Annotated in this window: 15 protein-coding genes and 1 pseudogene; 6 read left to right on the forward strand and 10 right to left on the reverse strand. The window is 68.5% G+C overall.

Annotation, left to right across the window (positions count from 1 at the left end; all coding sequences use genetic code 11):
• Positions 1-94: 94 nt before the first annotated feature.
• Both ACK8N7_RS36730 and ACK8N7_RS36735 read left to right on the forward strand, forming a co-directional pair.
• Positions 95-925 (forward strand): IS5 family transposase, encoded by an 831-nt coding sequence (locus ACK8N7_RS36730; RefSeq protein ID WP_500440301.1) that lies wholly within the window; start codon positions 95-97, stop codon positions 923-925.
• A complete protein-coding gene (locus tag ACK8N7_RS36735) occupies positions 922-1344 on the forward strand; it encodes a hypothetical protein (protein WP_500440300.1) in 423 nt (140 codons plus the stop codon). The genes ACK8N7_RS36730 and ACK8N7_RS36735 overlap by 4 nt, the downstream gene beginning before the upstream one ends.
• On the opposite strand, the gene ACK8N7_RS36740 is transcribed toward ACK8N7_RS36735, so the two are convergent.
• The 3 genes from ACK8N7_RS36740 to ACK8N7_RS36750 all read right to left on the reverse strand — a co-directional run bounded on the left by ACK8N7_RS36740 (position 1325) and on the right by ACK8N7_RS36750 (position 4805).
• Complete coding sequence (locus tag ACK8N7_RS36740; RefSeq protein WP_500445451.1) at positions 1325-2107, reverse strand: ATP-binding protein; 783 nt, start codon at positions 2105-2107, stop codon at positions 1325-1327. The genes ACK8N7_RS36735 and ACK8N7_RS36740 overlap by 20 nt on opposite strands.
• Before the next feature lie 531 nt (positions 2108-2638).
• Positions 2639-3643, reverse strand: a complete 1005-nt coding sequence (locus tag ACK8N7_RS36745; protein WP_500445453.1) for a TauD/TfdA family dioxygenase — start codon at positions 3641-3643, stop codon at positions 2639-2641.
• Positions 3644-3686: 43 nt separating this feature from the next.
• Positions 3687-4805: a 3-methyl-L-tyrosine peroxygenase-related protein gene (locus ACK8N7_RS36750; RefSeq protein ID WP_500445455.1), complete on the reverse strand. Its 1119-nt coding sequence runs from the start codon at positions 4803-4805 to the stop codon at positions 3687-3689.
• Between the two features lie 489 nt (positions 4806-5294).
• On the opposite strand from ACK8N7_RS36750, the gene ACK8N7_RS36755 reads away from it, so the two are divergent.
• A complete protein-coding gene (locus ACK8N7_RS36755; RefSeq protein ID WP_500445457.1) occupies positions 5295-6230 on the forward strand; it encodes a nitrilase-related carbon-nitrogen hydrolase in 936 nt (311 codons plus the stop codon).
• Positions 6231-6930: 700 nt separating this feature from the next.
• Here ACK8N7_RS36755 and ACK8N7_RS36760 read toward each other — a convergent pair.
• Positions 6931-8097, reverse strand: coding sequence for an RCC1 domain-containing protein (locus tag ACK8N7_RS36760; RefSeq protein WP_500445459.1), 1167 nt, complete (start codon positions 8095-8097; stop codon positions 6931-6933).
• 786 nt (positions 8098-8883) lie between these two features.
• Here ACK8N7_RS36760 and ACK8N7_RS36765 point away from each other — a divergent pair.
• Complete coding sequence (locus ACK8N7_RS36765) at positions 8884-9531, forward strand: hypothetical protein (protein ID WP_500445461.1); 648 nt, start codon at positions 8884-8886, stop codon at positions 9529-9531.
• A gap of 99 nt (positions 9532-9630) precedes the next feature.
• Here the strand turns inward: ACK8N7_RS36765 and ACK8N7_RS36770 are convergent, their stop codons facing one another.
• Positions 9631-9918, reverse strand: coding sequence for a hypothetical protein (locus ACK8N7_RS36770; RefSeq protein ID WP_500445463.1), 288 nt, complete (start codon positions 9916-9918; stop codon positions 9631-9633).
• A 388-nt stretch (positions 9919-10306) separates the two neighbouring features.
• On the opposite strand from ACK8N7_RS36770, the pseudogene ACK8N7_RS36775 reads away from it, so the two are divergent.
• Positions 10307-10501: pseudogene (locus ACK8N7_RS36775) on the forward strand (hypothetical protein); the annotation flags it as partial.
• Here the strand turns inward: ACK8N7_RS36775 and ACK8N7_RS36780 are convergent.
• The 3 genes from ACK8N7_RS36780 to ACK8N7_RS36790 all read right to left on the reverse strand — a co-directional run bounded on the left by ACK8N7_RS36780 (position 10458) and on the right by ACK8N7_RS36790 (position 12116).
• Positions 10458-10778, reverse strand: coding sequence for a hypothetical protein (locus ACK8N7_RS36780; RefSeq protein WP_500445465.1), 321 nt, complete (start codon positions 10776-10778; stop codon positions 10458-10460). The pseudogene ACK8N7_RS36775 and the gene ACK8N7_RS36780 sit on opposite strands and share 44 nt — an antisense overlap.
• A gap of 88 nt (positions 10779-10866) precedes the next feature.
• Positions 10867-11289: a hypothetical protein gene (locus ACK8N7_RS36785; RefSeq protein WP_500440300.1), complete on the reverse strand. Its 423-nt coding sequence runs from the start codon at positions 11287-11289 to the stop codon at positions 10867-10869.
• The gene (locus ACK8N7_RS36790; RefSeq protein ID WP_500440301.1) at positions 11286-12116 is read right to left on the reverse strand and encodes an IS5 family transposase; all 831 of its coding nucleotides are present in this window, start codon (positions 12114-12116) and stop codon (positions 11286-11288) included. The genes ACK8N7_RS36785 and ACK8N7_RS36790 overlap by 4 nt, the downstream gene beginning before the upstream one ends.
• A gap of 259 nt (positions 12117-12375) precedes the next feature.
• On the opposite strand from ACK8N7_RS36790, the gene ACK8N7_RS36795 reads away from it, so the two are divergent.
• On the forward strand, positions 12376-12609 hold the full coding sequence (locus ACK8N7_RS36795) for an elongation factor 1-alpha C-terminal domain-related protein (RefSeq protein ID WP_403218875.1): 234 nt from the start codon (positions 12376-12378) through the stop codon (positions 12607-12609).
• A 330-nt stretch (positions 12610-12939) separates the two neighbouring features.
• On the opposite strand, the gene ACK8N7_RS36800 is transcribed toward ACK8N7_RS36795, so the two are convergent.
• Both ACK8N7_RS36800 and ACK8N7_RS36805 read right to left on the reverse strand, forming a co-directional pair.
• Complete coding sequence (locus tag ACK8N7_RS36800) at positions 12940-13329, reverse strand: ester cyclase (protein WP_500445942.1); 390 nt, start codon at positions 13327-13329, stop codon at positions 12940-12942.
• A 65-nt stretch (positions 13330-13394) separates the two neighbouring features.
• On the reverse strand, positions 13395-14783 hold the full coding sequence (locus ACK8N7_RS36805) for a pyridoxal phosphate-dependent decarboxylase family protein (RefSeq protein ID WP_500445467.1): 1389 nt from the start codon (positions 14781-14783) through the stop codon (positions 13395-13397).
• Positions 14784-14796: the final 13 nt, after the last annotated feature.

Below are 14796 nucleotides of genomic sequence, written 5' to 3' on the forward strand. Positions count from 1 at the left end.
TATGTGACGTAGTGCCGCGTTTGTTGTCGCTGGAACGTGTGGCACAGGCGTATCGGGGCTGATCAGGGGGTCTTGTCGTGCTGGAGTGTTCTTCGTGAGCGACCGCCAGCCCTACAAGAGCGACCTGTCCGACGAGCGGTGGGCCCTGATCGAGCCCGTCATCGCCTCCTGGAAGGCTCAGCATCCCTCCGTCAGCGGCCACCAGGGCGCCTACGAGATGCGGGAGATCGTCAACGCCCTGCTCTACCAGTCCCGTACCGGCTGCCAGTGGGACTACCTCCCCCACGACCTGCCCCCGGTCGGCGCGGTGAAGTACTACTTCTACAAGTGGCGCGACGACGGCACCGACCAGACCATCCACGACCTGCTGCGCTGGCAGGTCCGCGAGAGCCGGGGGCGCAAGGCCGACCCGAGCTTGGTGGTGCTCGACACCCAGAGCCTGCACGCGGCCGTCGGGGTGCCCGCCGGCACCACCGGAAGGGACGCGGCAAAAAAAGTCCCGGGCCGCAAGCGCGGCCTGGCAGTTGATGTTCTCGGTCTGGTGATCGCGGTGGTGGTGCTGGCCGCGTCCGCGCACGACAACGCCGCTGGCATCGCCTTGCTGGACAAGGTCGCCGCCGACACCGACACGGTACAGAAGGCCCTGGTGGACCAGGGGTTCAAGAACGCTGTCATCGACCACGGGCGGAAGGTCGGCATCGACGTCGAAGTCGTCGAGCGCAACCCAACGACCAGCGGGTTCGTGCCGCAACCGATCCGGTGGCGGGTGGAGCAGGTAAACGGGATCATGATGCTGCACCGCAGACTGGTCCGCGACTACGAACACCGGCCCGCCTCGGCCGAGTCGAGGGTGTACTGGGCCATAAGCGACCGGATGTCCAGGATGGTCACTGCGACCTCCACCCCCACCTGGCGCGGCGCATGAACAACGACGGGCTCACCCTGGGGGCGGTCCTCGCCCGCCTGGAGGAGCAAGAGCGCGAGATCGCCACGCAGGCCGAAGCGACGCGAGCGCGCATCACGGAACTCACCGCGCAACTGGAGGAGTTCGGCCGAGTCGCCGAAGAGGTGCGCATCACCCGCAAGACACTGCTGGCACTGCCCGAGCCGGCCTCGCCGACACCGCCGCCCGCGAAGCTGCCGGACCATCCGGCCTACCAGCAGATCATGGCGGTGTTCGCCGCAGCCGACGCCCCGCTGCGGGCACGGGCGGTCTGCGAGGCGTTGGACCTGGAGATCGCACCCAACAACGTCAACAACGTCCGGCTCAAGCTCAAACGGCTGGCCGAACGCGGAATCCTGATCGAGCCCGAACAGGGCTTGTTCACCAAGCCGCAGTCGTAGCCGCCTGGTCAGGCCACGACCAGCCCGACAGCCCCACCCGAAAGCCCGAAACGGGCATCACGTCACGTACCGCCCTCTGACAGCTGACGTTGTACCGGCGCACCGGAAGGCCGTCGAGCTCCTCGATGACCGTTCGTGCCACTTCGCACACCACATGCCGGCCGTCCAGGCTCACCGTCGTCACCACGTACTGCTCACCGTGGAGGTACTCCTGCACGTAAATCTCGTCGTTCGCCAGGCCCACGAGGTTCATCTGCCGGTGAATGTCCCGAAAGTGATTCACCGCCGCCGCTTCCGACCAACAGACCCTGCAGCCGTCACTGCCGGAGCTCTGGCTGGGCTTCACGACGACCGGAAGCCCAAGACGCCGCACCGCCCTGGTCAGCTCCTCCACCGTTGCCGCCGAAGCCTGCCCCGCACAGGGCACGCCGGCCTTCCGGAGAACTTCCCCCATCAGCGCTTTGTCCCGTCGGGCGGCCGCTGTCTCGTCGCTATTACGAGCCAGGCCCAGGGCTGCTGCCAGCTCATGGGCCAACGCGACCCCGAACTCACTGCCGGGAACCACATGCCGGACCCCCCGGCGGCGCAGCGCGGCCACCGTCTCCGCCGTATCTCCGCTGACGATCAGCACAGGCGCGCTCGCGTCACTCCTGGCCGCACCCGAGAAGCGTTCCTCGTAGACGTGGAGACGGTCCTGGCCGCGTTCCCTGAGTGCTGAGGAGAGGAACACGCCACTGGAAAGAGGGTCGACCAAAGCGATCATGATGGTCCTCTAGCTCACAAGGGCAATGGAAGCTCCGTCTTGCACCTGCCCAGACGGGGTGCGCGGATACGCCGTGAGGAGTCGGTCGGCAGCGCGGCTGCGGGGCCTCAGCCCCCGGTGGAAATCGCGAAGCGCACCGGGCACCCACCACACGCCCGACGCCAGATCCCGCCCCATCCGCTCTTACCAGTTCAGTGCAACCACCCCGACCTTCCCCGACTATGACGCTCCGTGATCGATCGACATCAGATGGCCACAGGCTAGGCGCGGGAGAAGCAGAAAATTCGGCAAAGCTCCCAACAGGCCATGGAGAAGCTGAAAATGCTCCCTTGACTTCTGAGCCTGGTCCTGGCGGCAGAGGCCCCAACCGGGAGGCAGCCGGCTAGTGACATGCGCGCTGCAAGGCAGCCAGCCGGGGTGACGATCTCGCATCTGCCCGCCAGGCCTACTGGATGTTCCGTGCGAGCCGTGGGAGGGGAAGAAGGAGGCCCTGAGACCGCGGCAGCGGATCCAGCTCTTCTCGCGGGCTGGTCAGCGGGTGAGTATGTGGCCGTCGTGGGGGCGGTGGTCGCGGGAGCGGCGCAGGTCGGTGGTGACGTAGGTGCGTTGGAGCCAGCGGTCCGCTCCGTCGTATCGGGGGTGGAAGGCGGTGCGGCTGTGGACGGCGACGCGGTTGTCGATGATGACGAGGTCGCCGGGTGTCAGGCGCAGGGTGCGGGCACTTGCCTCGCAGGCGCGGCCGAATTCGGCAAGGGCGGTGGTGGCCCGGGGGGTGAGCGGGGTGGTGACGAGTTGGGCCATGCGTATGTCGGGATCCTCGACCGCGCCGGACAGCACCGGCCGGGGCTCGATGTCCGGCTGGCTCACGTCGGCCTTGGAGGCGAAGGAGGGGGGTGGTGTGGTGATGAACTCCGGTGCGAACAGGGCCTGGCGGCTCTCCGGGGTGAGGTGGGGCAGTGCTTGGCGGAGGCCGGCGACGCGCATGCCGGCGCGTCGGTCGTGGTCGGCGCGTAGGCACAGGAAGACGACGTAGTCGGGCGGGTGGGGGTGGAAGCCGTTCTCGGTGTGGAAGGACAGCGGTACTGATCCGGCGTTGCCGTGGAAGGTCTCCTGCCCGGGTACGGGCACGACGTCCTGCACGAGGGCGCCGGATTTCTCCGCCAGGTAGGCGAGCGGCTCCCCGAGCCCGCAGGCCACCATGGTGAGCACCGCGGCCGGGATGGTGGCCTGGCGCTGGACCGAGCCGGGGACGGCCGGTGTCGGGGGCAGGGCCGCCCGGTCGACCGGCAGGCCGCCGATCACCAACGTGCCGTGCGGGCCGGAATGCCTGCGAAACCGGCGTATCTCGCGGCGCAGCAGGAGCGGAAGGTCTTCCCAAGCGTCCCGGGCCCGTGCCACCCACTCGGGGCTGTCGACCTGGTCGTCCCTGCCGGTGCACATCCCGCGGGCCACCCGCTCGCACGCGGCGCCATCAGCCGGACCCAGTTCCCGGTCGACGAGGGCGCTCCGGGTGGTGTCGGGCGTCGTTTCGGGCATCAGAGTCTCCTGCCGGGGTGGTGGGGGCGAAGGTCACGCGGCTTCACGAGTGGCGCAGGCCGGCCACGGCATCGGCGATGTAGTGGTCCCCGAAGCGGATCAGGGGGGCGTACTGGGCAGCCCGGCGGTGGCGCATGAGGCGCAGTTCGGCGACGGCGTTGTCGGGGCCTTCGGGTTTCTGGGCGATGGAGCGATGCAGATGCACCATCGAGTACGCGAGGGTGACGTGGCGTTCACCGTCGATGATGCCGGCTTCCAGGAGAGCGCCCCGCGCCTGGGCCAGCTCCGGGGCGCGGGCCGCCAGGTGCTCGTAGGTGTCGGGAACGACGGCCAGGAGGTCTTTCATCGCCGCCCGGAACAGCTTGTATCCACGGTGCTGGCGCCCGCTCAACGGGACGTCCACCGACGGAGGCGCCATGGTCTGGCGTATCGCCACCATGTAGTAATCGGCCGGGATCGTACTGGCATGCGTCATGGCCGCCGGGAAGCCCCGCACATACGCCGTCGCGTCCGCTAGTCGCACCAGCGCGGCGTCGCTGTCCCCGTGCCGCAGGTGGCAAACAGCATCGGCCACGGCGACCGCGGCGCAGACGTTGAACAGGACATGAACCTGGTGACCGATGAGCCACCGAGCAGTCCACACGTCCTCCAACGAAACCCCCGCCCCAGGCTCGGGCACCGCCACTGACCCGACCGCGTCACGGTCGGTGCCCGGTGCTGCGCCGGTGAGGTCGAGCACCGACTGACGCATCCCGGCCACCTCCAAGGCCAGGTCGGCGCCCGACAACGGAGCCTCACACAGGTCGTCCAGGCCGCGCTGGATGACCAGGAGGCCGTGCAGGGCAGCCTGCTGATCGGACAGCTCGCACTCACGGACCCGGAAGAAGGACTGGCTGGCCGACTCGGCCCGCAGCCCCTCGCCGACCACAGCCGGCGCCTTATCCGCCAACGCCGCTGTCAATTCCCTGGCAGCAGATGCGGCGTCTTGCAGAGTGAGGGTCCGCTCGGCAGGGCTGGCATGGGTCACAACCCCAGCTAGCATGCGCACGGTTCGCTGCGCCTCAGCCTCGACGCGAGGGCCCAGCACCGGGACGGAGCGGCCGCCTCGGGGCTCGCGGAAAACAGCGACAGCGGGATGATCGACAACCGGTGATAAGCCCATAGTCACAATCTTTCGCCATGGGTACTTCGCTCCAAACGCTGTTCTGCGCCATTCCTGGGCGGTGCACTGGAATGAGGCCGATCGCGGCCAGCCGGGCGAGGGCGCATGAACCGTTCCGGGGTCGGTAGAAATTTCAGATGCTGGTTGTGGCCAGGGGTTTAGTGATGCTCAGGTAGTGGTTGCTTTCGTACTCGGCGAGCGAGATGTGCCCCCTCGCACCGTGCAGGCGGGGGGCGCTGGTACCAGTCGGACCATTCGGCGGCCCTCGAGCACAGGCCGCCCGACAGGAAGAACAGCGCCGCGCCCTGGCTGACAGCGGCCACCCGGAATTCCCCAAGTACGGCCAGCACAGAAGTGACGCTCAGTAGTGATGCGGCGGGAGGAGTCGGCACTGCCATTGAAGTGATCATGGTGTCCGACGCGGTAGTGATTCGTTTCTGCTCATGGGGCGGTCATGGGGACCGCCGATCATGGAAAGAGCACTCCTCGATGACTCAGCCCGTTCGTATCGTGTTCCGCTCCGCACTGCGTGACGCGCCCGCCGCCGGCGAGGGTCTGCGGGTGGCGTTGTACCAGGGCCAGGGCCCGGTCGGCAGCCGGGAGGCGGTGCGGCAGAACATGGACCGGCTGGCCGAGGTCTCCGCTCTGGCCGCGGCCTACGACTGCCAGGTGGTGGTCTTCCCGGAGAAGTACACCACCGGCTACGCCATCGACCCCGGCCAGTGCCGGGAACTGGCAGAGCACCGCGAGGGCCCTTCCATCGACCGGGCCCGCCTGGCCGCCAAGGAGAACGGCCTGGCCGTGGTCCTGCCCTACCCCGAATGCGACGGGAGCGACTTCTACGACTCCATCAGCGTGATCTGCGCCGACGGGCAGGTGGCCGCCAACTACCGCAAGACCCACCTCTACGGAGCGGCGGAGCGACGCAACTACTCCTTCGGCCAGGAACTGCCGCCCCTCGTGACGATCAACGGCATCACGGTGGGCGTGCTGAACTGCTACGAGTGCGAGTTCCCGCCGCTGTACCAGTACCTGGCTGAGCACGGCGCACAGATCGTGCTGGGTCCCACCGCGGCCGACGGCCACTTCCGTCTGGCCGACGGCACCATGAGCCGGGTGCCGTACCAGGACGCCACCCGCCACATCATCCCCGCCATGGCCAGCATCTGGCGTCTGTTCGTCGCCTACGCCAACCGCCGCGGCTGGGAACAGGTCCCCGCCGGCGCCTGGCAGTACCAGGGAAACTCCGGCATCTGGGGACCCGACGGCGAACCCCTGGTGGTGGCCACCGCAGAGGACCGCCACCAGGACTGCCTCCTGATCGCCGACTGCTTGCCTGCGACCATCCCGCCTTTCAGCCCCGAAGGCCACCACCCCACCGACAACCGCCTCGCCCTCAATCCCCTCCTACGTCTCGCCCGCTGACAACAGAAGCCAGCCACCTGGCGATCCACACAGCGTCACCATCCACGGCCAGATAACTCCCCGCCGACTGGCCGCCAGCGGGGAGATCTAATTGGCCACGATCAGCGAGACCGGCTGTTGATCACCCGCTGCGCCCGTTGGAGGTGTCTGCCAGGAGCGGCTGTATCTCTGTGATCGCGCGGTGATGGTGGAGCGGTCGACGCCTAACAGCAGGCCGAGCACCGCGCGGCAGGTCGTGCCGCAGAGGGGTCAGCGCCTTCATGCTGGAATCCGCAAGCGGACCGAAGGCGCTGGACCCGCCACCAGCTGGTGTTCGTCGACCGGTTGGTAGGAGTCCGTCGCCCGCGCGGGGGCCGAGCGGGCGGCGCAGCGCCCGGCCGAGGACGTCGCGGCGGGCACGGCGGCCGAAGCGGAGACATCGAGGGCCCGGGGTCTGTTCAGGCGTCGCGGGTAGCTGCGCGGCCCCGGTGAGTCTGGGCAAGCTGCCCTTTTCGAGGACGGCTTGCCCAGCAGGAGACGGCTGGGCTCACAGTGCCTGTCTTCGATCCTGGCTCAGCGGTGATGGTGGGGCCGATCCGGAACTGCTGCGCACAAAGCCGTGCAACGGCCAGGGCCCACCCGGCGGCCGGGTGGGCCCTGGCCGGGGCGGCAGTCGGGTTGTCCCGGCTGCCGACCCGGCGTTGTGCGGTGTCCGGTGCCGTTATCCGGCGAGACTGAATTCTCCGCCCGCGGCGATGAGCGAGATGCTGCTGAGGCTGTTGATGGGTGCGGTGAGGGCGGTGCGGTTGACGGCGGTGCCGTCGCCGATCTGGCCGTTGTTGTTGTAACCCACGGCGCTGACCTTGCCGTCGCGGTCGAGGACGAGGGTGTGGTAGTTGCCGGCCGAGATGGCGCGGATGTTGGTGGCGCCGTCGAGGGTGATGGGGGCGGGGCGGTTGGTGAGGGTGCCGTCGCCCTGCTGGCCCTGGGCGTTGTAGCCCCAGGTCTTGACGGTGCCGTCGGCGAGGCGGGCGACGCTGTGGTAGACGCCGGCGCTGATCTCGCGAGCGGTGCTGATGCTGTCGACCTTGACCGGAGTGAGGCGCTGGGTGACGGTGTTGTCGCCGAGCTGGCCCTCGGAGCCGCGGCCCCAGGCCCAGACCGTGCCGTCGGCGAGGCGGGCGAGGCTGTGGACGTTGCCGGCCGCGACACTGCGGACGTTGGCGAGGCCGGTCACGGTGACCGGGGTGGTGCGCTGGGTGAGGGAGTTGTCGCCGAGCTGGCCGTTGCCGTTGAGGCCCCATGCCTTGACGGTGCCGTCGGCGAGGACGGCCAGGCTGTGGGCGCCTCCGGCGGCGATGGCCTCGACGTTGGTGAGACCGGACACGGTGACCGGGTTGGTGCGGGTGGTGAGGCTGTTGTCGCCGAGCTGGCCGCTGGAGTTCAGGCCCCAGGCCCTGACGGTGCCGTCGGCGAGGAGTGCCAGGCTGTGGTTGGAACCCGCCGCGATGGCGACCACACCGCGCAGCCCGCTGACGGTCGACGCCTGGTCCTGGTTGGTGACGGTGCCGATACCGAGCTGGCCGCTGGTGTTGAGGCCCCAGCCTTCCACGGTCCCGTTGGAGAGCAGGGCCAGGCTGTGGCTGCTGCCGGCCGAGATGCTCTGGATGGCACCGCCGGTGAGCCCCGGCACGGTCACCGGGGTGTACTTGGCGTTGCCGACAACGCCGCCGAGCTGGTAGCTCTCGTTGGCTCCCCAGCCCTTGAGCCGGCCCTCCTGCGCGGTGGCGGCGGAGGGCAGGGCCCATGCAGTGAGGATTGCCAGCAGCGCCAGCAGACCCATGAGGACGGGGGACCTGCGGTTCCGGCAGCGGGAAAATAAGTTCATGTCGGTCCTTATTGATCGGGTGGTACGGGCGGGGCCGCGAAAGCGACCCAGTCCGTCACCCATGGAGACGAGAAGGTCGCTCTGAGTATCCGCCCTAATGGATCTTCACTGGCCCAAATGGCGGGTGCTTCACCCGAAGTGATGGCACAGCCTGGGCGTGTCACACGTGACATGGAGGCTGCGGAAGTCGGCGTACGTTCCGGAAGTCGCCCGTACGGGTGGGGCGAGCCCGCGACTGAACCGGTAGTACCCGCACCCTCAGCGCGTGGCGGCGAGGCGTCCGCACCACGAAGGCCGGCTTCGGACGCCGAATCCGAAGCCACCCGCGCCCTGGCACTGCGGCGGGCCCGTGCCGAGCGAGCGGCTCGGCAGGACGGCACCGCGGCGGGGCACCTCGACTCGAGGGGTCAGCCAGCGCGGTGGAGCTGGAGCGCACGGCCTGACCAGAAGCTGCCGGGCTGTTGCTGCTGAGTTCGGTGACCGAGGCCCGAGGCCCACTGGCGAATGCAAGGATCGAGGCCTGGTGGCCGCGAAGGTGAAGGAGATCCACGACGATGCCGAAGAAGCGCAAGAAGGACCGCAGGGCGCCTCGGAAGCAGACCTCGGTCCGGACCGCTCCCGCCCAGCACGCGGGCCTCGAACCGGTGGACTGGGACGACGCCCCGCAGGAGGCCATCGACATGCCCGAGGCCATGGTTGAGCGATTCCCCACTCCTGCCGACGGGGTGAAGGCCGTGCCCGGCCGGTGGGCCCGTGGAGTGGACGGGCAGCATCGACGGGTCGACGATGCGCCACCGTGTCCTCCTGGCCGACGACGGCACCGCCACCGTCGAACAGGCCGTCTTTGTCGGCGGCCCACTGGAGGAGCTCCTGCTGTGTGCCTGGCACCAGGCCGGGGAGCAGAGGCGGGAGTCGCTGGAGGCCGGAGTCCTCGCCGCCCTGGACGACCTTCACACGGTGATCCGGCCGGTCCTGGAGGCTGAGATCCGCAAGGTTCGTCCCGACTACACCGCCGCTGTTCCGCAACCCTTCCGCGAGGAGCCGGAACCGCACGGGCCGGGCATGCCGGTGTTCGGATGGCGCCTTCTCCACCCGGTCGGCCCGGACACCACCTGGGAGGACACCCGCGATACCGCTGCCTGGAACACTTCCCAGGCCATGTCCGGCTGGCTCGGCTACTACGACCACGTCCCCGAGCTCCAGCAGACCGGACTTGCTGGCCTACTGCGCAAGCGCGATGTCCCCGTCGTGCTCTGCGCGGATTGCGGCCAACCCATCACCGACCGCCACTCGCGGTGGACCGGTGTCTGGGTCACTCCCGACAGTGAGCACGGCCCTGTGTGCGGAGAACTCCACGCCGCTCCTGTCACTGCGAAGCCTCTGCTCGGCACGTTCACCGACCAGGGCTTCGGCGGCCCGCACCGTCCCGCCTGAGAACACGGCCCAGACGCGAATGGGGCGGCTCTGTGCCTGTTTCTGAACCTCTGACGAGGCAGGGTTCCTTCGGGGTGCAGACGGTTCCGGGGCGGCAACTCAGTAACACCCTGTAGTCAATTCGGGTATACCGGGCGGGCCCGGCTCCGTGCACACCCGCCACACCACGTCCAGCTCCTCCACCGTGTGCAGCGACTTCACCCAGGCCCGCAGCATCTCCTTCGTCCAGGCCGGGTGGTCGTACCGGCTGGGCGGCTTCCACACCACGTCCTCCGGCCGCACCTCCGGCCGACCGCCCGGCTCGGGCTGCGGCTTCCCGTAGGCCGCGCGCACGGTACGGATCGCGTCCTCGTACGAATCGGTCTCGGTGTCGATCGTGAACTTCAACGCCCACCCCTCAAGTTCAGCGCACTGTGCCCGGAGGCTATCCGGCGCGCACTGCCGCAACGGGGCGTTCCGGGGAGTAGGCAAGCCCAAGGAGACCCTGGGCAAGCCTCCTTGGCGGGTGGCTTGCCCACGGTGGGCGGCCTGGAGGTGGGAGCTGGCCTGGCCAACCCCGTGCCTTCCCCGGCCCACGGCAGCCGCGGAGAGGGTTGCACCGGAAGGGGGCTGAACGGTTGCCTGGACGCTCGCTTTCAGCGGGGGACCGAAGGTGTGACCGGGAGTGTGAGCCCGGCAAATCGGACATCGTCCGTTGTCCCTGGGCAGCCCTACTGGGCAAGCCTGTTCGCGCCGATGACACCTCTAATTCGTTAGTAATTGGAGGTCCTGGATCTCTGACACCCACTACCGGCGCCGCCGGGCAGGAGGGGACTGGCACATGCAGGCCCTGCGGCACCTGTTCAACCGGATGCTCGGCCAGCTCCACCACTGCCTTCAAGCGCGCAGTCTGTTCGACGAAGCGATCGCCTTCCCCGCCAACGCCGCTACGGGGTCACTGACGGGAGCTCCTCCTCCGGCGCAGCCTTGACGAGGCCTGAGCTGACGGGACGCTCGTCGTTGACAAGGATGAGCCGGTTGCGGGCCCAGGTGTCGAGGCGGTCGCATGCCCAAGCGGGGTCATACGCTGCCGTGGGTAGCTGAGGTATGCGCTTTCGGCCGGTGTCGTCGGGCCGGTAGGGAACCTGAAAGGCCGTGTTCCAGTTGTCTAGGTTCGCGCCAAACCGCTCTTCCGCTTCTGCTGGACCGATGCCCAGGTACTGGGCGATCTCCGTCCAAGAGCTGCCTCGCTCCCGTTCGTAGATCACGGCCGAGATCAGAGGGCGGTACGTGACGTGATGCCCGTTTCGGGCTTTCGGGTGGGGCTGTCGGGCTGGTCGTGGCCTGACCAGGCGGCTACGACTGCGGCTTGGTGAACAAGCCCTGTTCGGGCTCGATCAGGATTCCGCGTTCGGCCAGCCGTTTGAGCTTGAGCCGGACGTTGTTGACGTTGTTGGGTGCGATCTCCAGGTCCAACGCCTCGCAGACCGCCCGTGCCCGCAGCGGGGCGTCGGCTGCGGCGAACACCGCCATGATCTGCTGGTAGGCCGGATGGTCCGGCAGCTTCGCGGGCGGCGGTGTCGGCGAGGCCGGCTCGGGCAGTGCCAGCAGTGTCTTGCGGGTGATGCGCACCTCTTCGGCGACTCGGCCGAACTCCTCCAGTTGCGCGGTGAGTTCCGTGATGCGCGCTCGCGTCGCTTCGGCCTGCGTGGCGATCTCGCGCTCTTGCTCCTCCAGGCGGGCGAGGACCGCCCCCAGGGTGAGCCCGTCGTTGTTCATGCGCCGCGCCAGGTGGGGGTGGAGGTCGCAGTGACCATCCTGGACATCCGGTCGCTTATGGCCCAGTACACCCTCGACTCGGCCGAGGCGGGCCGGTGTTCGTAGTCGCGGACCAGTCTGCGGTGCAGCATCATGATCCCGTTTACCTGCTCCACCCGCCACCGGATCGGTTGCGGCACGAACCCGCTGGTCGTTGGGTTGCGCTCGACGACTTCGACGTCGATGCCGACCTTCCGCCCGTGGTCGATGACAGCGTTCTTGAACCCCTGGTCCACCAGGGCCTTCTGTACCGTGTCGGTGTCGGCGGCGACCTTGTCCAGCAAGGCGATGCCAGCGGCGTTGTCGTGCGCGGACGCGGCCAGCACCACCACCGCGATCACCAGACCGAGAACATCAACTGCCAGGCCGCGCTTGCGGCCCGGGACTTTTTTTGCCGCGTCCCTTCCGGTGGTGCCGGCGGGCACCCCGACGGCCGCGTGCAGGCTCTGGGTGTCGAGCACCACCAAGCTCGGGTCGGCCTTGCGCCCCCGGCTCTCGCGGACCTGCCAGCGCAGCAGGTCGTGGATGGTCTGGTCGGTGCCGTCGTCGCGCCACTTGTAGAAGTAGTACTTCACCGCGCCGACCGGGGGCAGGTCGTGGGGGAGGTAGTCCCACTGGCAGCCGGTACGGGACTGGTAGAGCAGGGCGTTGACGATCTCCCGCATCTCGTAGGCGCCCTGGTGGCCGCTGACGGAGGGATGCTGAGCCTTCCAGGAGGCGATGACGGGCTCGATCAGGGCCCACCGCTCGTCGGACAGGTCGCTCTTGTAGGGCTGGCGGTCGCTCACGAAGAACACTCCAGCACGACAAGACCCCCTGATCAGCCCCGATACGCCTGTGCCACACGTTCCAGCGACAACAAACGCGGCACTACGTCACATACCGCCCTCTGAGGGGGCCGGGTCACGGCAACGTGATCCGGCTACCCGACCACAGGTGACAGCGAACATTGAGCGCCGTGCATCGGACGTTGAGCAGTATCCGCGGCCGCATCCCTGATCCGCTCAGGAGACGCACCCAGACACCACCTTGATCGTTGAGAGGATCATGACGAACTCAAAGCGCCTACTCGCCACTCTTGCCCTGGTCGGAGCCGGCCTTGCGCTCACGCCCCCGGCCCAGGCCGACGCGCCCGCTGACGCTGCCGAAGTGGTGTTTGAACCCATCCAGCCGCTTGTTGTAGATACCTTCAAGAACGTCGAAGGGCTCTCCCGGATCGCGTTCCTCGACGGAAACACCGCTGTCATGCTCGGCAAGGTCATTGCCATGGAATACAAGTAACGCTGCGACGGCGGAGTCCTCATACCTCATCCCGGAGGGTGCCCCCGGCCTGATGGCCGGGGGCACCCTCCGCGGCGAACGGGCGCTGCTCAGCCTTCAACGGCACGCGCTCAAGGTTCACTGAAGCAGGACACGCCGATTGATCACGATGCGGTCACGGCGGGGAGGTTTTCCAAGGTCAACTGGCGGGGAGCGTCATTCCGGTTATGCGGTATTCCCCTTGGCGAAGGTCGTACGGCCGCTCATCGTCCAGCTTGTGACCCACGCGAGGGCGCCCAGCTCCAGAATCCGAACGGTGGGTTCGGGTGGCCGCCTCGCCCTCAAAGTGGGTCAGCGCCCGCTTGCCGCTTGCCGCAGTTGAGCGGTGATTCCCTGCCGGTCGATCTGTATCCAGTATTCGACGATGCGTCCGTGCTCGACGCGATAGACCGCACTGGTCATCGCCGTGACCGGTGCGCCCGTCGGCGGATAGTGCTCCACGGTGCCGACGTGCCGCCCGTTCTGGGTCCAGCGGGCGTAGACCCGGTCGCCTTCGGCGAGGAGCTCGTGCACGGTCAACATGAAGGGGCCGTATGCCGCGAGCATTTCCTGGATGTGCTCGGTGTACTGCGGTGGCGTTCGTTCCACCACTGCCGGCGACTCCGAGACAATCTGATGGGCCCGGACCCGGTCGGCCATGAAGTGAGTGGCTCGGTCGGGGTGGCGTCCTTCGAGTGCGATGCTCCATGCGGGGCACCCCGGGCCGGCGTTCGGCGCAGAGCGTCGGTCCGAGGTGCGGAGTTTTCTCACAGCGCGGGCAGTGCTGCGTGCAGTGCCGCGGCCACCCGGCGGGCGTCGGCTTCGGTGGTCCGCCAGTTGCTGAAGGCCGCCCGCAGCGCGGGCACGCCGTCGAGGACGGTGGGGGTGAGGAAGACCTCGTCGGACAGCCGCGCGGCGAGCACGGCGAGCCGTTCGGCGGTGGGGTTCTCGACGAGGGTGAAGCAGACGACGTTGAGGCGGACCGGTGCCAGGAGCCGCAGGCCGGGTGCACTCTCGACAGCGTCACCCAGCACACGGGCGCAGTCGATGCATCTTGCGGTGATCTCGCGGTGTCCGTCCCGGCCGTAGGCCCGCAGGGTGAACCAGGCCGCGAGAGCGCGCAGACGGCGGGAGTTCTCCGGGGTGAGGTGGGCCATGTCGGGGGTGTCCCCGAGCGGGCCGAGGTAGGCCGCCGCGTTCTGGAAAACGCGCGTCTGCAGGTCGGGGCGGCGAGTGAACTGCACTGCGCTGTCATAGGGAACGTTCAGCCACTTGTGCAGGTCGACGCAGATCGAGTCGGCCAGGTCGAGGCCATCCACCAAGTGGGCGTGTTCGGGGGACAGGGCGGCAAAGGCGCCGAACGCCGCGTCCACGTGCAGCCAGAACGAGTAGCGCTCGCGCAGCGCGGCGATGGCACGCAGGTCGTCGAAGTCCACGGTGTTGACCGTCCCCGCGTTGGCGACCACGATGCACGGGCCGTCGCTCTCGCCTTCGGCGAGCGTGTGCTCCAGGGCCGCCAGGTCGACCGCTTCCCGCCCGGGGCGGGTCGGCACACGGACCAGGGACCGGCGCCCCAGACCGAGCATCGACAACCCCTTGGCCACGCTGGAGTGCGCGGCCGCAGACAGCACCCGTACCGGCCCGAGTGCCCCCGCACCCTGCTCAGCCGGTGAGACGCCCCGCTGTTCTCCGAGCCACTCGCGGGCGACGGCGAGGCCAACGGTGTTCGACATGGTGGCGCCGCTGACAAAGGTCCCGTGGTGGTCCTCGGACAGGCCGAACAGGGTCCTCAGCCAGCCGATCGTCTCGCGCTCCAGGTGCTGTCCGGCCCCGTCCAGGGACGACATCGCGTTCTGGTCCCAGGTCGCGGTCAGCCAGTCCCCGGCCAGCGCGGCCGGCGTCACGCCCCCGGTGACGAATCCCAGATAACGCGGTCCGGCGCTTGCCGAGAGGGCCGACTCCCATCGGGCGGCGAAATCGTCCACCGCCGCCTGGAGCCCCGCCCCCAGTGCGGGCAGGGGGTCCGGATCCGGCAGCGGCCCTGAGGGGACGACCTCTCGTTCGGAGATCCCTTCGAGCAGGCCGACAGCGTGTTGACGAACAATCTCCAACAGTTGCGGCAGGGCGTCGCGGTCGGCGGCAAGTCGCGGGTGCACGGTATGTCTCCTT

The sequence above is a fragment of the Streptomyces griseobrunneus genome, assembly GCF_046713465.1.
Lineage (GTDB): Bacteria > Actinomycetota > Actinomycetes > Streptomycetales > Streptomycetaceae > Streptomyces > Streptomyces microflavus.